This is a genomic window from Alcanivorax sp. (assembly GCF_040118815.1).
GTDB lineage: Bacteria > Pseudomonadota > Gammaproteobacteria > Pseudomonadales > Alcanivoracaceae > Alcanivorax.
In genome coordinates, this window is record NZ_JBEDTC010000011.1 from 146,687 (window position 1) to 166,770 (window position 20,084).

19 protein-coding genes are annotated in these 20,084 nt (G+C 58.8%); 13 read left to right on the forward strand and 6 right to left on the reverse strand.

Annotation, left to right across the window (positions count from 1 at the left end; all coding sequences use genetic code 11):
- Positions 1-125: 125 nt before the first annotated feature.
- The 6 genes from ABNH18_RS08025 to modC all read left to right on the forward strand — a co-directional run bounded on the left by ABNH18_RS08025 (position 126) and on the right by modC (position 5,645).
- On the forward strand, positions 126-1,646 hold the full coding sequence (locus ABNH18_RS08025) for a carboxylesterase/lipase family protein (RefSeq protein WP_349382319.1): 1,521 nt from the start codon (positions 126-128) through the stop codon (positions 1,644-1,646).
- Between the two features lie 154 nt (positions 1,647-1,800).
- Positions 1,801-2,160, forward strand: coding sequence for a BolA family protein (locus tag ABNH18_RS08030; RefSeq protein ID WP_349382320.1), 360 nt, complete (start codon positions 1,801-1,803; stop codon positions 2,158-2,160).
- Positions 2,157-3,110, forward strand: a complete 954-nt coding sequence (gene trhO / locus ABNH18_RS08035) for an oxygen-dependent tRNA uridine(34) hydroxylase TrhO (RefSeq protein WP_349382321.1) — start codon at positions 2,157-2,159, stop codon at positions 3,108-3,110. The genes ABNH18_RS08030 and trhO overlap by 4 nt, the downstream gene beginning before the upstream one ends.
- 63 nt (positions 3,111-3,173) lie before the next feature.
- Complete coding sequence (modA, locus tag ABNH18_RS08040) at positions 3,174-3,920, forward strand: molybdate ABC transporter substrate-binding protein (RefSeq protein WP_349382322.1); 747 nt, start codon at positions 3,174-3,176, stop codon at positions 3,918-3,920.
- Positions 3,907-4,596 carry a molybdate ABC transporter permease subunit gene (gene modB, locus ABNH18_RS08045; protein ID WP_349382323.1) on the forward strand — a complete coding sequence of 230 codons (690 nt, stop codon included), beginning with the start codon at positions 3,907-3,909 and terminating at the stop codon, positions 4,594-4,596. Before modA ends, modB begins: the two co-directional genes overlap by 14 nt.
- Complete coding sequence (gene modC, locus ABNH18_RS08050; protein WP_349382324.1) at positions 4,593-5,645, forward strand: molybdenum ABC transporter ATP-binding protein; 1,053 nt, start codon at positions 4,593-4,595, stop codon at positions 5,643-5,645. Before modB ends, modC begins: the two co-directional genes overlap by 4 nt.
- Here modC and ABNH18_RS08055 read toward each other — a convergent pair.
- Both ABNH18_RS08055 and ABNH18_RS08060 read right to left on the reverse strand, forming a co-directional pair.
- Positions 5,623-6,795 (reverse strand): prolipoprotein diacylglyceryl transferase family protein, encoded by a 1,173-nt coding sequence (locus ABNH18_RS08055; protein ID WP_349382325.1) that lies wholly within the window; start codon positions 6,793-6,795, stop codon positions 5,623-5,625. The genes modC and ABNH18_RS08055 overlap by 23 nt on opposite strands.
- A gap of 137 nt (positions 6,796-6,932) precedes the next feature.
- Positions 6,933-7,190, reverse strand: coding sequence for a hypothetical protein (locus tag ABNH18_RS08060; RefSeq protein ID WP_349382326.1), 258 nt, complete (start codon positions 7,188-7,190; stop codon positions 6,933-6,935).
- Between the two features lie 159 nt (positions 7,191-7,349).
- Here ABNH18_RS08060 and ABNH18_RS08065 point away from each other — a divergent pair, with 159 nt between their 5' ends.
- The gene (locus ABNH18_RS08065) at positions 7,350-8,918 is read left to right on the forward strand and encodes a GMC oxidoreductase (protein ID WP_349382327.1); all 1,569 of its coding nucleotides are present in this window, start codon (positions 7,350-7,352) and stop codon (positions 8,916-8,918) included.
- 42 nt (positions 8,919-8,960) lie between these two features.
- Positions 8,961-9,548: a hypothetical protein gene (locus ABNH18_RS08070; RefSeq protein ID WP_349382328.1), complete on the forward strand. Its 588-nt coding sequence runs from the start codon at positions 8,961-8,963 to the stop codon at positions 9,546-9,548.
- A 99-nt stretch (positions 9,549-9,647) separates the two neighbouring features.
- On the opposite strand, the gene ABNH18_RS08075 is transcribed toward ABNH18_RS08070, so the two are convergent.
- The 3 genes from ABNH18_RS08075 to ABNH18_RS08085 form a co-directional block, all read right to left on the reverse strand.
- The gene (locus ABNH18_RS08075; RefSeq protein ID WP_349382329.1) at positions 9,648-10,514 is read right to left on the reverse strand and encodes a DUF2914 domain-containing protein; all 867 of its coding nucleotides are present in this window, start codon (positions 10,512-10,514) and stop codon (positions 9,648-9,650) included.
- Positions 10,515-10,678: 164 nt separating this feature from the next.
- On the reverse strand, positions 10,679-11,230 hold the full coding sequence (locus ABNH18_RS08080) for a YecA/YgfB family protein (RefSeq protein WP_349382330.1): 552 nt from the start codon (positions 11,228-11,230) through the stop codon (positions 10,679-10,681).
- Positions 11,231-11,303: 73 nt separating this feature from the next.
- The gene (locus ABNH18_RS08085) at positions 11,304-12,392 is read right to left on the reverse strand and encodes a GGDEF domain-containing protein (protein WP_349382331.1); all 1,089 of its coding nucleotides are present in this window, start codon (positions 12,390-12,392) and stop codon (positions 11,304-11,306) included.
- 152 nt (positions 12,393-12,544) lie between these two features.
- Here ABNH18_RS08085 and ABNH18_RS08090 point away from each other — a divergent pair, with 152 nt between their 5' ends.
- The 5 genes from ABNH18_RS08090 to ABNH18_RS08110 all read left to right on the forward strand — a co-directional run bounded on the left by ABNH18_RS08090 (position 12,545) and on the right by ABNH18_RS08110 (position 19,017).
- On the forward strand, positions 12,545-13,639 hold the full coding sequence (locus ABNH18_RS08090; protein WP_349382332.1) for an acyl-CoA dehydrogenase family protein: 1,095 nt from the start codon (positions 12,545-12,547) through the stop codon (positions 13,637-13,639).
- Positions 13,640-13,648: 9 nt separating this feature from the next.
- Positions 13,649-14,860, forward strand: a complete 1,212-nt coding sequence (locus ABNH18_RS08095) for an acyl-CoA dehydrogenase family protein (protein WP_349382333.1) — start codon at positions 13,649-13,651, stop codon at positions 14,858-14,860.
- Between the two features lie 112 nt (positions 14,861-14,972).
- Entirely contained in the window at positions 14,973-15,770 is a 798-nt protein-coding gene (locus ABNH18_RS08100; RefSeq protein WP_349382334.1) for an SDR family oxidoreductase, read from the forward strand.
- On the forward strand, positions 15,770-16,627 hold the full coding sequence (gene ttcA, locus ABNH18_RS08105; protein WP_349382335.1) for a tRNA 2-thiocytidine(32) synthetase TtcA: 858 nt from the start codon (positions 15,770-15,772) through the stop codon (positions 16,625-16,627). The genes ABNH18_RS08100 and ttcA overlap by 1 nt, the downstream gene beginning before the upstream one ends.
- Positions 16,628-16,857: 230 nt before the next feature.
- Positions 16,858-19,017, forward strand: a complete 2,160-nt coding sequence (locus ABNH18_RS08110) for a malate synthase G (protein ID WP_349382336.1) — start codon at positions 16,858-16,860, stop codon at positions 19,015-19,017.
- Positions 19,018-19,216: 199 nt separating this feature from the next.
- Here ABNH18_RS08110 and ABNH18_RS08115 read toward each other — a convergent pair whose 3' ends face one another.
- Positions 19,217-19,981: a hypothetical protein gene (locus ABNH18_RS08115; protein WP_349382337.1), complete on the reverse strand. Its 765-nt coding sequence runs from the start codon at positions 19,979-19,981 to the stop codon at positions 19,217-19,219.
- Positions 19,982-20,084: the final 103 nt, after the last annotated feature.

The window sequence follows — 20,084 nt, forward strand, 5'->3', positions numbered from 1 at the left end:
TGTATTTTGCTAGGGTGGATGGCTTGTGCTGAATGCGTGGCGATGTGGCGGCCGTGACGTTCACTTTTGATGGTGCACATTAATTTTCAAGCCGGCGTCAGGCGGGCAAAAGAGGAGAGGGACAGATGACGGCAGTAACTCGGCAGGGGTGTTACCAAGGGCTGGTCAACAAAGGCGTAACCGAATACCGCGGTGTGCCGTTTGCGCGGGCGCCGTTGGGGGAGTTGCGCTTTAAGGCGCCTCAACCCTTGCCTGACAGTGAAGCAGAACACATGGCGGATCATTACCCGCTGCCCTCGCTGCAGATGAAAAGCCCGGTGATGGGAATTCAGGAATCCAGTGAAGATTGCCTGTACCTGAATATTTGGGTGCCGGACGGGGAGGGGCCTTTTCCGGTGATGGTGTGGTTCCACGGCGGGGGCTACCTGGCGGGCTCGGTGTCTCAGGTTCTCTACAATGGCGCGGAACTGGCGCGTAGCCAGAATGTGGTGGTGGTGAATGCTGCCTACCGGCTGGGGGCCATGGGCTTTGCCGATTTCGCTGCGGTGGCGCCGGAGCTGGGCGCGGACACCAACCTGGGCATGCGTGATCAGCTGGCCGCGCTGCAATGGGTGCAGGAGAACATTGAGGCGTTTGCGGGTGATCGCGGGAAGGTCACTATTTTCGGTGAGTCTGCCGGGGGATTCAGTGTTGGTGCATTGCTGGCCTGCCCCCAGGCAAAAGATCTGTTTCATGGTGCGATCACCCAGTCTGGTGCAGCTGATGTTGTGCTGGCCCCGGATCAGGTTCGCAAGGTTATCGATGCCTTTGTGGAGGCGCTGCCAGGGACCGGTAGTGCGGCAGAGAAGCTGGTCAGTGCCGACAGTAAAGGCTGGATTAAGGCGCAGAACGCTGCCATCAAAGTGCTGGTTGACCGGGGGCTGCGCACCACCACGCCGCAGTTCGGTATGAACTTTTTGCCTATGGTCGATGGTGACTTGCTGCCGGAATTGCCAATCGAGGCCATTGCCGCTGGCGCGGCGGCGGACAAACGCCTGTTGGCCGGTGTATGCCGGGATGAGTGGCATTTCTTTCAATATGCCGGGGTACTCGCGGGCACCACGAGTATGGATGCGCTGAAGCAGGTTGACGACGACGAAATCCTGCGGCGCTTTGAACGGGCGCTGCCCGGCAACGGCGCTCGGGCGCTGGATTATTACCAAACCATAGTCGCGCCGGATAGCCGCCGTAGCCGGCTGGATTTTCTGTCGGCCATGGAGTCGGATCGCCTGTTCCGGGTGCCGACCGTGCGGCTGCTGGATGCCCAGAGCCAGCACAATGCACACTGCTGGGGCTTCCAATTCACTTGGCAAAGCGAACCTTTCGGCATTCCGCTGGGAGCGTGCCATGTGGTGGATGTGCCCTTTGTGTTTGGCGTTACCGATACGCCGGCGGGCATGTATTTCACCGGTGGTACCGATGAAGCGCGGGCGCTGTCCCGGCAGGTGCAGGATGTCTGGGGCGCCTTCGCCCGTGGGGAGGCGCCAGGTTGGGATGGCTGGCAGGGCGCTCGGCAAGTTCGCCAGTTTGGCCCGGGCGAGCCGATGGCATTGTTGCTGGATGAGGCCGGTGAGCAGCTCTGGCAGGATATTATCCCCGCCGTCTAATGACAGGCCCACTGTCTGCATTTTCTCTGCACCGGTAAACCCCGTAGAATACGCGCCCCCGTGAGGGGCGTTACGCCGTGTTGCAGCTGGTATAATCGCCCCATTGCGGTGTTTTCTGGAACGGCCCAGCTGGGTTTTATCTGTGAGGTGGACCATGAGTGTAGCGACATTGATCGAGCGCAAGGTTTTCGAGGCGGTGCCTGTGGCACATTTCGCGCTGGAAAATGAAAGCCACAAGCATAGCGTGCCGCCAAACTCGGAAACGCACTTCAAGCTGGTGCTGGTGAGCGATGCCTTTGACGGCATGATGCCGGTACGTCGCCACCAGATGCTGTACAAGATTCTGGCTGACGAGTTGGACGGCCCGGTGCATGCACTGGCATTGCACACCCATACCCCGGCGGAGTGGCAAGCGAAGGGTGGCGAGATACTGGCGTCGCCGGATTGCCTGGGCGGCAGTAAACACGATCCGCAATTCAGCAAGAGCGAGACAACGGTGGGAGAAAAACAGTGAGTACCCAGCATCGGGTGGAAACCCCGGACAGTATTGTCGTTGCGGCGTTGTACAAGTTCGTTCGGCTACACGGTTTCGAGCAACTGCAGCAACCCTTGCTGGACCTGATGCATGCCAACGATGTGCGTGGCACCTTGCTGCTCGCGGATGAGGGTATCAATGGGACTATCTCGGGTCCGCGTGTTGGGGTCGATACCGTACTCAATTGGCTCAAGAGTGATGAGCGGCTGGCGGCACTGGAGCACAAGGAGTCCTTTCACGACGAACACCCGTTCCTGCGCACCAAGGTGAAGCTGAAGAAAGAGATTGTCACCATGGGCGTGGAAGGTATCGACCCAAACCGGACCGTGGGCACCTACCTGTCGCCACAAGAGTGGAATGCGGTGATTTCCGATCCCGATACCGTGTTGATCGATACCCGTAATGACTATGAAGTGGAAGTGGGCACCTTCAAGGGAGCCATTAATCCGGAAACGCGCACCTTCCGTGAATTCCCGGACTACGTGAAAGAGACGCTCGACCCGGCCAAGCACAAGAAGGTCGCCATGTTCTGTACCGGCGGCATTCGTTGCGAGAAGTCCACGGCGTATCTGAAAGAGCAGGGCTTTGATGAGGTGTATCACCTCAAAGGCGGGATTCTCAAATACCTGGAAGAAATGCCGCAAGAGAACTCCCTGTGGGAAGGCGAGTGTTTTGTCTTCGATGAGCGGGTAACGGTGGATCATGACCTGAATCCTGGTGAATTCGATCAATGCCATGCCTGTCGTCGTCCTATTAGCGAAGAAGACAAAAGTACTGCGCAGTTCCAGCTCGGTGTGTCCTGCCCGAAGTGTTTTGACGAATCCTCAGCGGAACAGAAGCAGCGCTTTGCGGAACGGCAGAAACAAATTGAGCTGGCCCGGGCACGCGGCCGCCAACATCGTGGACAGAACCCGCGTAAATCCTCCTGACAGGGCTACTGCGCTGACTTAGACTGAGCGATTACCGGTCCCGGTATAGTCGCGGAGTGCCTGATGCGGATTCTGGTGTTTCTTTTGGCAAGTTTGCTCAGCGCCCCGGTGCTGGCCGGCGACGCCCAGGTGGCGGTGGCGGCCAATTTTGCGCAAACCCTCAAACAACTGATCGCGCTATACACACAGGGCCATCCGGATGACCGGATCGGCGTGACAGTGGCCTCTACCGGAAAACTGGCGGCACAAATTCGCCAAGGCGCTCCCTACGATATTTTCCTCGCGGCGGATCAACGCCGCCCTGCTGAACTGGCGAAAGAAGGCTTGCTGGATGAGGCCTCGCTGCGCATCTATGCCCAGGGTGTTCTGGTGCTGTGGACACCGACCCGCGGTGTGTCGCTTGGGCCGGAGAGCTTGCGTCTGGGTAATGTGCAGCCCCTGGCCCTGGCGAATGCACGTACGGCCCCCTACGGCGTGGCGGCGGAATCGGCTTTGTCGCGGGTGAACCTTCCCGCGGTGGTGAAGCGGGTAACTGCAGAGAATGTGGGGCAGAGCTATCACTTTGCCTACAGCGGGGCAGCGGCAGCGGCTTTTGTGGCGTTGAGCCAGGTGCAGCAGCAGGGCGGCAGCCAGTGGCGTGTTCCTTCAGATTGGTACGCACCGATCGTCCAGCAGAGCGGCCTGTTGAATGCCAATACCCACGCTAATACCAATGTCACCGCGCAACGCTTCTACGACTTCCTCTTCAGTGACCAGGCGCGAACCTTGATCGATCAGGCTGGCTACCGGGTGCCCGATGATACTTTCTGAGGGAGACTGGCTAGCTTTAGGCGTCAGCATTCAGCTGGCGTTACTGACAACGGTGATACTGCTGGGGCTGTGTACGCCGCTGGCCTGGTGGTTGGCGCGTCGGCGTTTACCCGGGCAGGCCCTGTTGGAGGCGGTGCTGGCTTTGCCGTTGGTGTTGCCTCCGTCCGTCTTGGGGTTTTATCTGCTGATTGGTCTGGGCCCGAACGGGCCGGGAGGCTGGTTGGCTGATGCATTCGAGCAACGCTCGCTGGCGTTTACCTTCACCGGGTTGGTAATTGGCTCTGTGGTGTATTCGCTGCCGTTTGTTTTGCAACCGCTGAAAAACGCATTTTCCTCCATCGATTCACAACAGCTGGACATGGCAGCGGTCGCTGGCGCCCGTCCCCGTGACCGCTTTTTCTCCCTGGTGTTGCCCCAGTGTCGGGAGGGGTATGCCAGTGCGGCGATTTTGGGGTTCGCGCATACCCTGGGTGAGTTTGGGGTGGTGCTGATGATTGGTGGCAGCCTGTCCGGGGAAACCCGAGTTGCCTCTGTGGCTCTGTATGAACACGTGGAAGCCGGTGACTATATCAGTGCCCATCGTCTTGCGGCGGTGTTGTTGGGGTTGTCGTTGCTACTGCTGTGGGGGCTGTTCCGCTGGCAGCGTCGCCGGCCAGGCCTGGGGGCGATGCCATGAGCCTGGAGTTGTCAGTACAGGGCCGGCGGGGCAGTTTTCGTTTGCAGGTGGAAGCTACCCTGAAACCCCAGGGCGTGACAGTGCTGTTCGGTCCCTCTGGGGCCGGCAAGAGCTCATTGCTGCGCATGGTGGCCGGGCTCGACCACTGCGATGGTTCGATCAGCTTTGCCGACCAGACGTGGTTATCGGAACACGTGGCGCTGGCGCCGTGGCAACGGCCCATCGGTATGTTGTTTCAGCAGCCCACCCTGTTTCACCACCTTACCGTGCAGGGCAATCTGGACTATGTAGCCCGGCGTCGTCATAGCCCGGCAGGGCAACAGGAGCGCGTGATCCAGCAGACGGGTATTGGCCCACTGTTGGCGCGGCGAGTGGAGGGCCTGTCTGGCGGGGAAAGCCAGCGGGTGGCTTTGGCGCGGGCCTTGCTGGGGGCGCCGGAACTGTTGTTGCTGGATGAGCCGCTGTCGGCCTTGGATGACGCGAACAAGCGTGAGTTGCTGGATCTGATCGCCATGGCGGCGCGTACCGTACCGGTGCTTTACGTCACCCACAACATGGATGAGTTACTACGCCTGGCGGATCAGGTCTGGTTGATGGAGCGGGGCCGGGTGACGGCCCAGGGGGCGGCCAGTCAGGAGCTGTCGCGGCTGGACGGGGTGTTGGCCCAGCGCGCTGACGCAACCGCGTTGCTGGCTGGGCAGGTGGCGGACTATGCCAGTCAAGATCATCTTCAGGGCATTACGGTGGGCGATGCCACGCTGTGGCTGCCAGTGGAGCAGGCTCTGGTTGCCGGTGAATCTGTGCGGCTGCGCATTGCCGCCCGGGATGTAAGCTTGTGTCTGAGTGCTCCGGGCGATAGCAGTATTCTTAATATCCTGCCGGCCCGGGTGGTGGGGTTGCGTGAGATTGGGCCAGGGCAATGCCTGGTTCAGCTTACCCTGGCCGGACAGTGCATTCTGGCCCGGATCTCCGGGCGTTCTGCCCGTCAGCTTTCCCTGTTTCCCGGTGCCGAGGTCTATGCCCAGATCAAGGCCGTGGCGCTGGTGTAGATCTACGCAGGGTGGCGCCCAGGGAAGAGGCGCCTGACGGCTGTCCCACGTCTTTGCTGTCATGCTCGTGATTATCGTCGTCGCAGCCGGCCTGGCTTCGCCAGTCGGAGGCCAGCCCGAATCGCAGTTCCCCGGTGGTGATGGTGCTGGTTCCTGAGAAGAAAAACATGATAACGGTGATCAGCTGCAGGCACAGGATGACCTCCGGGGTCCACAGTGCGGCAAGCCCGGCGCTCAGTAGTGGCTGCAAATCACTGTGGGCGGGCAGCGCGATGCTGATAGCCACGCCGTATAGTGCGGCGAGCAATGCCATCAGCTGATACACCGAAAACAGCTTGCTGCCACCGCGATAATCCGCCCGTAGCGTTTCCGAATACACCCGCCAAAGCTGGCTGCCTACCAGGCTCAGGGCAAAGGCCAGTGCAAACAACTGATGAAAGAATAGCGCGCTGCACAGTAAGGCCAACGCCGTGTACAGCACACAGGTAACCGCCTGAATGGGAATAACCTTGACGGCTTCCATCTCACCGGCGAAGGCGATTTTTTTTGTTTTGCCGATAAAGACATGATTGAGCGTAGCAAACATTCGCTGGGCCCAGACAGGTGAATCGTTTAACGCTTTACCGTAGCAGCAGCCAAAACTGATACAGGCCAGCCGGCCAATACCTTCCCCCATCACATAGGCAATGGACATGGCCGCGAGCATTGGCAGGGTGGGCAGTGGCGTGTTCCACCAATGCTGGCTGGCCTGGTCTGCCAGCCATAGAAAAATCGGCGCAATGATGATGCCCACAAAACTGGCGCCGCCCACGGTGAAACCGTGGCGGTTCTTTTCCACCACGGTGGCGATGATCTTTGCAGCCGGCAGGCAAATGGCGAGAACACCCAGTGTCAGGAGTACGGCTGTGATCAATGAAACGCCGGCGGCGGCGGTGAGCAGGATAAAGGTGGCGACGCCAAACCCGCCGGCCAGGCCGGTGAATAACCCGTAGAAGGTCAGGTTCAGGCCCTGCCAGGAACCATCACCGTTTTTCTTCAAGGGCAGGGAGGCGACGAATTGCCAACGCTCCTCGGGAAGGTGGCGGAACAGTTGACGAAATCCAAGCCCGAATAGCAGGGCACAGACGAGCAGAAACAGATCTGCAGCCATGAGCTAGCTCCCTCGACAGTTTTCGCCATGGTTGCCGGTAAAAGGGTGCGAATGGATGACAGGGTGGTGACGCTTCAGTGACAAGGTGGAAGGGTGAAGCGTTAAAAAAGAGACGCAAAGAATATTGCTTGGGATAATCAGTCGCGGTTACGCAGAAAGCTTTCAGCCGCTTGCACGATCAATTCGGTGACCGAACGGTCCTCCATCAGCGCCTGCATTTTCAGGCGTTTGTGCAAATCGGCAGGAATGTCGGCAGTGAGGCGCCGGTAGCCTTCACGAACTGCACCTTGCCGCGGTGTTGCTGGACGTGAAGCGTTGGCCACCTTTTTCGGGGCAGCAGCCCGCTTGCGAGGGCGTTTTTTCTCTTCAATAGTAACGAAATCGATCTGTTCCATGGGTGCTGCTGTGGGCCGGCAAAGATGCTGGTCAGGTTACTGGAAAGCGGTGTAAATGGACAGGATTGGCGCTTAAATTTATAGTGCAAAAAATAGAGTAAAAAATCATTTAACGCTTGGGCGGCTGACAACAAAAAGCAGAAAAACACTGGGGACGACATGGAAAAGGTGGATGTGCTGGTCATCGGCAGTGGCTTCGGGGGCGCTGTGATGGCATGCCGCCTGGCTGAGAAGGGACGTAAGGTGGTGGTGTTGGAGCGAGGCAAGCGTTGGTTGCCCAGCGATTACCCGTCCGTTTCACAGGCAGACTGGTTCTGGGATGAAGATGAGCCGGAAAAACAAAATGGCTGGATAGATTTTCGCAATTTTGGTGACATGAGTATTGCCATGGGGGCCGGGGTCGGCGGTGGTTCGTTGATTTACGCCAACGTCAGCATTGAAGCCAAGCCCGAGGCTTTTGATCATGGTTGGCCTCAGGCGATTGATTACGCCACCCTGAAGCCGTATTACGACATCACTGGTGTGATGCTTAACGTACAGACACTGCCGACAAGCCAGTGGACGCCGCGTACCCACCTGATGAAAGAAGCGGCGGAAGCGCTTGGCGACGGGGGTCGGTTCACTGTGGTGCCCCAGGCTATTACCTTCGACCCGGACTGGCGCGCCGAGAACGACGACTCTTTTGATGCACGGCACAGCAAACCGTGGGTCAACGCCCAAGGTAAACAGCAGGGCACCTGTACGCATTGTGGCAATTGCGATCTGGGCTGCCCGGTGCAGGCCAAGAATACGCTGGACCTGAATTACCTGGCAGCGGCGGAAAACGCCGGTGCGCAGATTCGTCCATTGCACCATGTGCGCACGATTCGCCCGCTGGCATCGGGGGGCTATGAAGTGCAGGCCATGGATCTGGATGCCCGTGGTTGGCGTGGATTCCGTGCCGAAAAAGTTATCGTGGCCGCGGGCTCCATGGGGTCTACTGAGCTGTTGCTGCGCTGTCGCGATCAGTACAAGACCTTGCCCAAGCTGAGTCGCAAGCTCGGGCATAACTGGAGCAGCAACGGCGATTTTGCCACTGCCGCGTTTTACGATGATCGCCAGATTTCACCCACTCGGGGGCCGACCATCACCAGCGCCATCGATTATCTGGATGGTGCGGATAATGGCGCCCGCTATTTTGTGGAAGACGGTGGCCTGCCGGATCTTCTCGGCAGCTGGCTGGAGCGCCTGGGCAAACAATCCCGCTTTGCCGGCACTCGGCTGGGCACCGCCATGCTTGAATATGGCGACAGCAGTAATCCCTTCGGAAAAATGATGCCGTGGTTTGGCCAGGCCATGGATGATCCGGGCGGCACCTTTTCCCTGGGCCGGCGTTGGTATTGGCCCTGGAAGCGCGATCACTTAAAGCTCAAGTGGGATTACCGCAAGGCGGAAAAGGCGGTACAGGGCTTGGCTGACCGCCATTTGGCGCTGACGGCGGCCACCGGCGGCAGCCCGATGACCCCGGCTACCTGGACCTGGTTCAAGAATCTGGTCACACCCCACCCTCTGGGGGGCTGTAATATGGCGGATTCTGTGGAAAAGGGGGTGGTGAACCATGCCGGGGAAGTGTTCAATTACCCTAATCTTTATGTGGTGGATGGCGCCATGGTGCCCCGCGCACTGGGCCTGAATCCGTCACGGACCATTGCGGCGCTGGCGGAGTACTGTGCGGCGCAGATGGATTGAATAGCGTGAAAACTGAATTGCCTGAAGGGAGAAACGCAACGCATGAGTAATGCCCGTTTCCATATCGTGTTTTCCGGAAAGTTGGTCGGCGGTGCTGACCTTGCGACGGTGAAGAGTAACCTGGGGCGTTTGTTCAAAATGGACGATGCCCGGGTTGAGAAACTGTTTTCCGGGCAACCGGTGGTGATCAAGAAAGACGCAGATCAGGCCACGGCCATGAAATTTCGGGCGCTTATGAAGCAGGCTGGCGCGGAATGCGAGATTCGGCCTGTGTCCGGTGCTGAGAAAACGCCGGCGCCTGCGCAGCCGGCCGCCGCGCCATCGCCGCAACCCGCACCATCACAGTCCCCGCCGCCCCCCGCCGGCCAGGCCCGTTCACAAGAGCAGAGTAGCGGTGATCTGGAGACCGTCGGCACTATTCGTACCGGGGGGACCGGTTTCTCCGGTGCTTTTTCCGTGGCGGATGTGGGCGAAGATATGGATAACGGGGAACACGCGCCCGCTCCACCTGCGCCGGATGTGAGCCACCTGAGCATGGCGGCCCCCGGAGAGGATCTGGGGCAGCGCACGAAGACGCCACCACCGGCACAACCGGATATCAGCCACCTTTCCCTGAAAGACGACGGATAAGCGTCCGCTGGACGCTAGATGCCTGACGTTTCATTCAAGAGCTGAAAGGCTTTGGACGAAAGGTGATGACCTTCGCGCTAATCCGCAAAGAAGTTTTAATTACGGGGTAGATGCGGCTTGTAGGGTGGCGCTGTCACGGTTCATTTCATTGAGTTGATCCAGCAGCTTGTGGCGGCCTTGCAGGGCGGGGTACACAGGGCTTTCCGGCGGCACGGAGACCATCAGCGCTTGCAGCTTCTGGCGGGCGGCAGAAATGTCGCGCTGGCGGATCAGCTGATTCAGTTCGGCAAATGCCTGATTGTCCTTGTCCATCTGATCCAGCTCAGCAAGTTGCTGCGCGTTGTCGGTAAGCGCCCGTGCACGCTTGATGGCGGAGCGCGCGCCGCGGCTATCGCCCAGGGTGAGTAACTCTTCGATAACGGTGAAATTGGCACTGAGATCCACCGGATCGCTGCCACCATTTTTAATGGTGGCGGGCGCTTGTGCGGGAGTGGGTTCTGAGGCGCGGTCAGGGTTGGGGTTGCCCTGCGTTGTGGTGTCCGGTGTTGGCGTTGGTGCGTTGCCGGTTTCCGTCAGCGTTACTTGCCAGTGGCCCAACTCGCAGCCTTTCGCGCCGGTGACGGAAACCTCCCAGATATCGCCTGCTTTCATGCCCAGCCCGGTAAGTGTTTTCGACGACCACGTTCGCCAGAAGTCGGAACCAATTTCCAGAGTGACATCCACAAAGGGCTCACCATTGAGGGTCCAGTGGTGGTAGAGCGTCTGGTTACTGCCGTCGTGCACTTCGGTATAAAAAAGCAGTTCGTCGGTGTTCGCCGGTACCTGACTAACGGTGTTGGTGGGCTCACGGTTTTCCACCGCGGTGGTAAAGCTGGCCCGGGCCAGTGTCGGGCAGGCAGGCTGGGATTCGGTTTGAGCTGTCGCCAGCAACGGCGTCAGTAGAGTTGCCAAAAGAATGACGCGCACGTGTTCCCCCTGGTAATTATTTCCTGGTGGCTACGTGGTTTTTTTGTATCAGTAGCTCACCTTGCAAGCCTAGAGGCTTGGCGCGGCCACGGCGTGGAACTGGGTCACGTTACGTCTGACGGTAGTGATCAGTGGAGCAAGAGACAGGGTCAGCGGAAAGAGGGCTAGGCTGGCTCGCCCCCTTCATCTGGTCCGTGGAAACACAGAAAGAGTTCTTCGATCAGCTCCGGGATGCCCAGGGCCATCTGGCGCACTACCTGGGTGTTGTCCCACAGGGCGTCCAGCTCTTCATCTTCATCAAGGCCGGAAATCAGAATAAAGGGCAGCAGCAGATTGACGACGGTTTCTTCGTCATTCTCGTACCAGTGCGCTTCATTCACGAAGACGCCGGTCATGAAACCGGCACACCAACTGGCCAGATCCTGGCCATCTTCTTCCTGGTAAGGGTCGAGCAGGCAGGGCAGGTTTACCGTTTCGCCGCTGAGCAGCTGGGTAACCAGGCGTTGGCGCAGTTGATTCAGGGCGAATGCCACCTCATCGGGGACCGGCATTTCCAGCTCGTGGGCATAATCGACGGCAGAATCATCGGTTTGCGGGCCTGCGGCCAGGGCACACAGCATGCCGTGAATTTCCGTCCAGGTCGGTGCGTCTTCCCCCAGGTTGGCAAAATGCTGGCGGACCGTGTTTTTCAGACTTGGGTTGGTAATCTCAGACATGCTTTTCTCCCGGTGGCGAGCAAGCATACCGATAGACGGGCTGCGCCTCCACCGTCCAATTGCGCTGCTTTGCTCAGCTAGCCTGCTGGATGCGATTTCTGCCCAGGCCCTTGGCTTCATACAGGGCATTATCCGCGCGTTTTATAAATTGCTCTGCGCTTTCCCCGGGCTGGTATTGCGCCAGCCCGGCGGAAAACTCGCTGCTCAATTCCCCGGCAAAGGGGTAGTGCTGCTCCGAAAATCTTTGACGCAGCCGTTCCAGTGCGGCCAAGCAGGCCTGGGGGCTGGTGTGAGGAAACAAGACAACGAACTCTTCTCCACCGTAGCGGGCGAGCAGGTCAGATTTGCGCAACCCCATGGCGGCGAGCTGCGCAAAGCGATGCAATACTTCGTCACCGGCATGGTGGCCGTAGGTATCGTTGACCTGTTTGAAGTGGTCCAAATCGATGATGGCCAGGTGTAGCGGGCTGCCCTCACGATTGGCACGGGACATTTCTTCTTCCAGACGCTCCAGAAAGTGGCGCCGGTTATACAGGCCGGTCAGGTCGTCGCGCACGGCAATGGCACTGAGCCGGTCGTGGGCCTCACGCAGCCGTTCGCGTTGCTCGCGTACCCGCAGTTGCAGGTTATGGATATAGCCGCCCATGTAGATAAACCAGCCCAGGCCAAGGGCCAGGATCAGCCAGTGGCCGACCAGATAAGAGAAGATGGCCCGTTGCGGGGCGTCGATCCATTCGTAAATGAGCAGTCCGGTGAAGCAGAGCAGGGTGAAGGCGGCCATCAGCAGCATGCGCCGACGGTCCAGGGCAAATACGCCGAACGTCATGACCATAAAGTAGATGCTCAGCATGGCCCCGCGCAGTTCGCGGGAGTAATGCAGGATGGTGGTGGTGAGCAGGATGCCCACCGCCATTTGCAGCATGGTCAGGCTGGGGTCGCCGAAGCGTTCGCTGAGGCCACTGCGAATCAGCAGGTAGAACAGGGCGTTGACGGCAAAAACCACCGCGAAGAGGGTCAGGTGCGGCGTGTTGGGTTCAAAAGCGGTGAGTTCTACACCAATAAAGGTGCCGCCCCATAATAAACAATAGGAATAGATCGCCATGATTTGGCGTTTTAGCCGGACCGCGAGCTCCGGGGAGTCTTTGGGTATCAGTGTAAACACGGGCAAAAACGCCTGACTGAAGGTTGTTGTATTTTTGCTCAACTTTACCGTTTTTATCGTGGCAGGTCACAGATCTGTCATTGTCGCTGGTCGATAGCCAGTGACAAACTGTTGTTCAAACAACCGTTTGCTTGCCGGGATGAGGCCCTTGTATGACCACACCGCTTTTTGACCTGACGTTAACTGAAGAGCAGCGAATGACCCGTGAAGGGATGCGTAAGCTGGTGCGCGATTCTCTGTTCCCGCAGTCCCGCGCCGCCGATGACGCGGCGAAGGCGAGTGCTGAACTGTTGAACAGCATTGCCGGTTTTGGCCTGGCGCTGATGCCCATGCCGGAGGCACTGGGGGGTGTGGCTATGCCGAGATCGCCGCTCTCCAATGCGTTAGCAGTAGAAGATCTGGCCGAAGGGGACATCTCTCATACTCTGGCTGCCTTGCAGCCCATGGCTGCCGTTAATGCCCTGGTGGATTTCGGTAGCGAAGAGCAGCAGGAGCGCTGGTTGCCTGCCATGGCAACGGAAACCTTTACGGGTGCGGCCATCGCGCTGACGGAACCGCGCGCCACCTTCGAGCCATCGGCTCCGGCCACCACGGCACGAAGCGTTGATGGGCAAGTGGTGCTCAATGGAGTGAAGAGCCTGGTGCCGCTGGCCGGGCAGTGTGAGTGGTTTGTGGTGGTGGCGGCGGAAAAGGGTGACGTCTCTGCCTTTATTGTTCCGAAAGACGCGACCGGGCTGACTATTCAGGCCGAGCCGTACATGGGGCTGCGCAGTGCCGAACCGGCCACGCTAACGCTGCAATCGGTGACCGTGCCGGAGGCTGACCGGTTGGTCCATTTCGATCTTGACCGGCTGCTGGGTCTGTCGCGTATTGGTCAGTGTGCGCTGGCGGTGGGCTGCTGCCAGGCGGTGATGGAATACGCCATTCCCTACGTGAATGAGCGCAAGGCGTTTGGCGAACCGATTGCCTGGCGCCAGTCCGTGGCATTTATGGTGGCCAACATGGCCATCGAGATTGAAGGGATGCGATTGATGATGCTGCGTGCCGCCAGCCGCGCCGAACAGGGCCTGGATTTCCACAAGGAGGCCTATCTGGCGCAGCTGCTGTGCATGGAAAAGGCCATGGAAATCGGCACCAACGGTATCCAGTTATTTGGCGGAGCGGGCTTCGTTCGCGATTACCCGCTGGAAATGTGGTACCGGAACTTGCGCAGCATTGCCGTGCTTCACGGCAGCCTGATGGTGTAGGAGAACAACATGATTAATCTGGAATTGCCTGAGAAACTCACACAAACCCAGAAAATGGCCCAGCAACTGGCCAGCGGCGTTTTTCGTCCCATCGCGCGCAAGTACGACGCTATTGAACACTGTGACACCCCGGAAGAGCTGAAACCGGTGGCGCAGATGATGGCGGCCATGCCTCGCGGTGAAGGAAAAAGTGGCGGAAATAAAGACGGGGCCAGCGACGCAATCAAGAATGGCAGCAACATGATGGGCATTCTTGGCGTGGAGGCGATGTGTTGGGGCGATGTGGGGCTGATGCTGTCTATTCCGGGCGCCAGCGGGCTGGGTAACGCGGCGATCATGGCGGTGGGCTCCCCGGAGCAGAAAGAGAAGTACGGCAAGCTGTATTGCGCCATGGCGATCACCGAGCCGGGCGCCGGTTCCGATTCCGCTGCGGTTGCGACTACTGCGGTAGCCGATGGTGATGAATGGGTGCTTAACGGCGAGAAAATCTATTGCACCGCCGGGCAACGCTGCGATGCCATTGTCGTTTGGGCCACGTTGGACAAATCCCTGGGTAAGGCGGCGATTAAGTCTTTCATCGTGCCCCGCGATAATCCCGGCGTTCAAATGGTGCGGGTGGAAGATAAGATGGGCCTGCGGGTGTCGGATACCGCCGCGTTGGCGTTCAACAATTGCCGGATTCCCAAGGATCATATCCTCGGTTCCGCCGAGGTGGGTGATACCGAAGAGGCGCGCAAGAAAGCCTTTGGCGGGGTGATGCAGACGTTCGATAACACCCGCCCCCAGGTGGCTGCCATGGCCTTGGGTGTGGCCCGTGCCGCGCTGGAAATCACTCGTGATGTATTTAAAAAAGAAGGGCTTGAGGCTGACTTCTCGAAATTACCTTATAACTCTACGGCCCGCGAATTGGAGTTGTACCGGCTGGAGGCTGACCTGGAAGCGGCCCGCCTGATGACCTTGAAGGCTGCCTGGATGGCGGACAATGGCCAGCCCAATTCCCGTGAAGCCTCCATGTGCAAGGCCAAGGCGGGGCGGATGGGTAACGATGTGACGCTCAAGTGTGTGGCGCTGTGTGGTGAGCTGGGTTATTCGGAGAGGACCCTGCTGGAAAAGCTGGCACGGGATTCCAAAATCATCGACATCTTTGAAGGCACACAGCAAATCCAGCAACTGATCGTGGCCCGGCACTTACTGGGGCTGTCGTCGAAAGAGCTTAAATAAGAAAAATAGCGACGAGTTACGAGCGAAAAACGAAGAGCGCGGCGAGTCCGCGCTTTTTGTTTTTCGGGCAGGGTATTAAGCTGGGGTTTGGTGGTTGTTTTAGGGAGTGTTCATGGCGGAATCACTGGCTGACAAAGTGGTCTGGATTACCGGGGCGTCCTCCGGGATTGGTGAAGCCTTGGCGAAAGAGTATGCCCGCCGCGGGGCGCGGTTGGTGCTTTCCGCCCGCCGGGAGGATGAGTTGGAGCGAGTGCGTGCCGGGTTGGTGAACAGTGAGGCACACGTGGTGCTGCCGCTGGATTTGGCGGATAGCGGAGCCATGGCGCCTGCCGTAGAGCGCGTTAAACAGGCCTGCGGCCGACTCGACCAGGTGGTGCACAATGGCGGTATTTCCCAGCGTTCGCTGGTGGCCGACACCGAGCTGTCCGTGGATCGCCAGATCATGGAAGTGAATTTCTTTGGCACCGTGGCGCTGACCAAGGCCGTGCTTCCCTGGTTCAAGGAGCAGGGTGGTGGACGTTTCGTGGTGATCACATCGCTGGTGGGGGAGCTGCCAACCCCGCTGCGCAGTGCCTATAGCGCCAGCAAACACGCTTTGCATGGCTTTTTCGAATCCCTGCGGGCGGAAGAGTATGATCAGGGCATCCGTGTGACGCTGGTGATGCCCGGCTTTATTCGCACCCAGGTGTCGATCAATGCGCTCACCGCCGATGGCAGTCGCCAGGGCACCATGGATGACGCCCAGCAGACCGCCATGGCCCCGGAAGAATGCGCCAAACGGCTGGTCGAAGCCGTGCAGCGTGGCCGCGATCAGGTTATCATCGCCGGCCGCGAAGGGGCGGGCATCTACCTGAAACGCTGGGCCCCCTCGCTGTACCGCCGACTGATCCGCAAAATGAAGGTCACCTGATGTCACAGGACAACACTGATACCCAAAAGCGTACCCGTCTTAACAAGTTGCAGAAGAAACTGCGGCGGGAAACGGGCCGTGCCATTGCTGATTTCAACATGATCAGCGAGGGCGACAAGGTGATGGTGTGTCTGTCCGGCGGCAAGGATTCCTACACCATGTTGGAGATCCTGCGGAATCTTCAGCACTCCGCGCCGGTGAATTTCGAGCTGGTGGCGGTAAACCTGGATCAGAAACAGCCGGGTTTTCCCGAGCATATCCTGCCTGAGTATCTGGAAAAGGAAGGGGTGGCGTACCACATTCTGGAGAAGGACACCTACTCCATCGTCAAGGAGAAGGTTCCGGAAGGAAAGACCACCTGTGGTCTGTGCTCTCGCCTGCGTCGGGGCAGCCTGTACGGTTTTGCCGAGGAAATCGGTGCCAACAAGATTGCTCTGGGTCACCACCGTGATGACATCGTCGAAACCCTGTTCCTGAACATGTTCTATGGCGGCAAGATGAAGGCCATGCCCCCCAAGCTGCGCAGCGATGACAACCGCAATGTGGTGATTCGCCCGCTGGCCTATTGCCGTGAGAAGGACATCATCGAGTTCTCTGCCTTGAAAGAATACCCGATCATTCCCTGCAATCTGTGTGGCTCCCAGAAGAACCTGCAACGGCAGGTAATCAAGGAGATGTTGCAGCAGTGGGATAAGCAGCAGCCGGGGCGCATTGAAAATATCTTTGCTGCCGTGCAGAACATCGCCCCCTCGCAGCTGGCAGACACCCGCCTGTTCGACTTTGAAAACCTGGAACAGGGGCAGCAGCGCGGTGGTGAGCAGGCTCATCGGCTGGATGTGATGAACCTGTTTGCCTGATCAAAAAAGCAGCAGTTCTGACTTTGTTTACCGCTACACATGATTCACGGCGCCGTTTCCGGTAAAATGCCGTCGCCTTATTTCGGGGTGCCCGTCTTTACGCGCCCTGAGCTGTTCCCCGGGCTTTCGCGATAATCCAGACGGTGGCGCGCTGACGCCGACCGACTGCTGGATTCACCCCGAACGTCCCGATTAACCAAGATTCTCTCGACCAGAAGGGTAGGAGCACCATGACCGATCGTATTCAGAAGGGTGGCCTGGAAATCGCCGCCGAACTCCATGATCTGGTAGTCAACGAGATTGCGCCGGGTACCGGCGTTGACCCGGAACACTTCTGGGCCGAGCTGGAAAGCATCCTCAATGACCTCGCCCCCAAGAACAAAGCGTTGCTGGCCAAGCGTGACGATTTGCAGAAGCAGATCGACGCATGGCACAAGGCCCGTGCGGGGCAGGCCATCGACATGGCTGAGTACAAGCAGTTCCTGACCGAGATCGGTTACCTGCTGCCCGAAGGCGAAGACTTCAACGTCACCACCGAAAACGTGGATGCCGAAATTGGCACCATTGCCGGCCCGCAGCTGGTGGTACCGGTGAAAAACGCCCGTTTTGCGCTGAATGCTGCGAATGCTCGCTGGGGTAGCCTGTACGATGCCCTTTATGGCACCGATGTGATCTCCGACGAAGGCGGTGCCGAGAAAGGCGGCGCGTATAACCCCAAACGTGGCGCCAAGGTGATTGCCTGGGCCCGTGATTTCCTGGATAACAACTTCCCGCTGGCCAGCGGCTCCCACAAGGACAGCACCGGCTACGCTATCGAAGACGGTAAACTGGTGGTCTCTCTGGGCGCAGAGAAAACCGGCCTGAAAGACGCCTCCCAGCTGCAGGGTTACGTGGGCGATGCTGCCGCACCCACCGGTGTGTTGGTGAAGCACAACAACCTGCACGCAGAAATCCAGTTCGACGCCAGCCACCCGATCGGTGCTGACGATGCGTCCAACATGAAAGACGTGCTGCTGGAATCTGCCATTACCACCATCCAGGATTGCGAAGACTCTGTTGCCGCCGTTGACGCGGAAGACAAGGTCGAGGTGTACCGCAACTGGGCCGGCCTGATGAAAGGCGATCTGGAAGAAAGCTTCCAGAAGGGCGGCAAGACCCTGACCCGTTCCATGAACGCGGACCGTGAATACACCGCGCTGGACGGCTCTTCCCTGAGCCTGCACGGTCGCTCCCTGCTACTGGTGCGCAACGTGGGTCACTTGATGACCAACCCGGCGATCCTGCACAACGGTGAAGAAACCCCGGAAGGCATCATGGATGGCATGGTCACCGTGCTGGCCGCCATGCACGACCTGAAAAAGATCAACAAGGTGAGCAACAGCCGCACCGGTTCCGTGTATATCGTGAAGCCGAAAATGCACGGCCCGGAAGAAGTTGCCTTCGCCGTTGAGTTGTTCGATCGTGTAGAAAAAGCATTAGGTTTGGCCGCTAACACCTTGAAAATTGGCATTATGGATGAAGAGCGTCGCACCACTGTGAACCTGAAGGAGTGTATCCGTCAGGCGAAGGAGCGTGTCATCTTCATCAACACCGGTTTCCTGGATCGCACCGGTGACGAAATGCACACCTCCATGGAAGCGGGCCCCATGGCACCCAAGGGCGAAATGAAATCCCTGCCGTGGATTGGCGCTTACGAAGACTGGAACGTGGATATCGGCCTGGAATGCGGCCTGAAAGGCCACGCCCAGATCGGTAAAGGCATGTGGGCCATGCCTGACGAAATGGCGCAGATGATGGCCAACAAGGCCGGTCACCCGAAAGCCGGTGCCAACTGTGCTTGGGTACCGTCACCCACTGCAGCGACCCTGCACGTGACCCACTACCACGAGATCAATGTGGCTGAGGTCCAGGAAAAGCTGGCCAGCCGTGCCCGTGCATCTCTGGACGACATCCTTACGATCCCATTGCTGACCCGCGAGTTGACCGCTGAGGAAATCCAGCAGGAGCTGGATAACAACGCTCAAGGCATGCTGGGTTATGTGGTGCGCTGGATTGATAGTGGTGTCGGTTGCTCCAAAGTGCCGGACATCAAGGATGTGGGCCTGATGGAAGACCGCGCGACCCTGCGGATTTCCAGCCAGCACGTGGCCAACTGGCTGCACCACGGTATCTGCAGCAAAGAGCAGGTACTGGAAACCATGAAGCGCATGGCGGAAGTGGTGGATCGTCAGAACGCCAACGATCCGGACTATGTGCCGATGGCCAAAGACTTCGACGGCTCCGTTGCCTTCCAGGCAGCTTGCGAGCTGGTATTCGAAGGCTGCGCACAGCCGAGCGGCTACACCGAACCGGTTCTGCACCGTCGTCGCCGTGAGCTGAAAGCCCAGTAAGGCTTTCGAGCACACAGAAAAAGCCCCGCTAAGTCGGGGCTTTTTTGTGGGCGCGCTACAAGCTACAAGCTTGGATAGGAAAACCGGACAAGCTCCTTGGTTTTCTTTTCCAACTTTTCACTTTGAACTTTCAACTGAATGTCGCGGGCATACCGAGCAAGGTGTTGGCACGCGGCTCAACCCGCGTTGCAGCTTGTAGCTACTCCTTTTCCACCATCACTTCCAACGGCAAGGTCATGCTTCGCTGCCCACTTTGGTAGTCGCCAATGCCTTGGCGGGTTCCGCTTTCTGTCACGCTAATGCTGCCCATGGGCTGCCAGTGGCCCGGTGTAACCCGCAGGGTGGTGGCGCTGTGTTGGGTGCGCGCGGTGTTGTGGCGGGTGGGTTGGTCAAAGCGCTGGCTGATCTGAAGTACCACACTGCCGTCCGGGCTCAGTTGTGGGGTGACCTGAATCCCCTGATCCAGCTGCGCAAAGGTGGTGCCGTAATAGCCGCCGCTGAGGGCAACCAGGGTGCCTTGGCTGACATTGGCCGGGTAACCACTGAGAGTACGAATCTGGTAATGATCCTCACGCTGCTGTTGCTGGCTCTGCTGGCCGATGCGAACCTCGCCCTGGATCACTGGCGCTTGGCCGGACTCAATTCGGCCGCGAACGTTGCTATCGATACCGCCTTGTTGGCGGCTGCTGTTCTGCTGGCGTCGCAGGTGCACGATCAGGGTTGAAGGTGTGGCTTCCAGGCCGCCCAGTACGCTTTGCAGTTCCCGCATGCTGGCTTCGCTGGTACGTATAATCAGTTTGCCGCGATAGGCGCGAACGGAGCCGCCAGCCGGTAATAACGGCTCAATGACAGGGACCAGGGCGGGGGCATCCGGGCGCTCCAGCACGTGAATGCTCATGTCGTCCGCGGTTGAGAGGCCGGGAAGGGTGAGCAGGATGACAAGCAGTGTCAGGCACAGGCGCATGGTGTCCTCGTTGAGTTGGCGTTCGGCGCAGGGCGTTCTTGCTTCCTACAGTAGCGCTGCCTGTGCTGGCTAGCCAGTGCCATGGGAGTCGCCAATCCACCCA

Coding starts and splice junctions, on each gene's coding strand:
- ABNH18_RS08025 (WP_349382319.1), top strand. CDS start 126: ATGACGGCAGTAACTCGGCAGGGGTGTTACCAAGGGCTGGTCAACAAA.
- ABNH18_RS08030 (WP_349382320.1), top strand. CDS start 1,801: ATGAGTGTAGCGACATTGATCGAGCGCAAGGTTTTCGAGGCGGTGCCT.
- modA (WP_349382322.1), top strand. CDS start 3,174: ATGCGGATTCTGGTGTTTCTTTTGGCAAGTTTGCTCAGCGCCCCGGTG.
- modB (WP_349382323.1), top strand. CDS start 3,907: ATGATACTTTCTGAGGGAGACTGGCTAGCTTTAGGCGTCAGCATTCAG.
- modC (WP_349382324.1), top strand. CDS start 4,593: ATGAGCCTGGAGTTGTCAGTACAGGGCCGGCGGGGCAGTTTTCGTTTG.
- ABNH18_RS08055 (WP_349382325.1), bottom strand. CDS start 6,795: ATGGCTGCAGATCTGTTTCTGCTCGTCTGTGCCCTGCTATTCGGGCTT.
- ABNH18_RS08060 (WP_349382326.1), bottom strand. CDS start 7,190: ATGGAACAGATCGATTTCGTTACTATTGAAGAGAAAAAACGCCCTCGC.
- ABNH18_RS08065 (WP_349382327.1), top strand. CDS start 7,350: ATGGAAAAGGTGGATGTGCTGGTCATCGGCAGTGGCTTCGGGGGCGCT.
- ABNH18_RS08070 (WP_349382328.1), top strand. CDS start 8,961: ATGAGTAATGCCCGTTTCCATATCGTGTTTTCCGGAAAGTTGGTCGGC.
- ABNH18_RS08080 (WP_349382330.1), bottom strand. CDS start 11,230: ATGTCTGAGATTACCAACCCAAGTCTGAAAAACACGGTCCGCCAGCAT.
- ABNH18_RS08090 (WP_349382332.1), top strand. CDS start 12,545: ATGACCACACCGCTTTTTGACCTGACGTTAACTGAAGAGCAGCGAATG.
- ABNH18_RS08095 (WP_349382333.1), top strand. CDS start 13,649: ATGATTAATCTGGAATTGCCTGAGAAACTCACACAAACCCAGAAAATG.
- ABNH18_RS08100 (WP_349382334.1), top strand. CDS start 14,973: ATGGCGGAATCACTGGCTGACAAAGTGGTCTGGATTACCGGGGCGTCC.
- ttcA (WP_349382335.1), top strand. CDS start 15,770: ATGTCACAGGACAACACTGATACCCAAAAGCGTACCCGTCTTAACAAG.
- ABNH18_RS08110 (WP_349382336.1), top strand. CDS start 16,858: ATGACCGATCGTATTCAGAAGGGTGGCCTGGAAATCGCCGCCGAACTC.
- ABNH18_RS08115 (WP_349382337.1), bottom strand. CDS start 19,981: ATGCGCCTGTGCCTGACACTGCTTGTCATCCTGCTCACCCTTCCCGGC.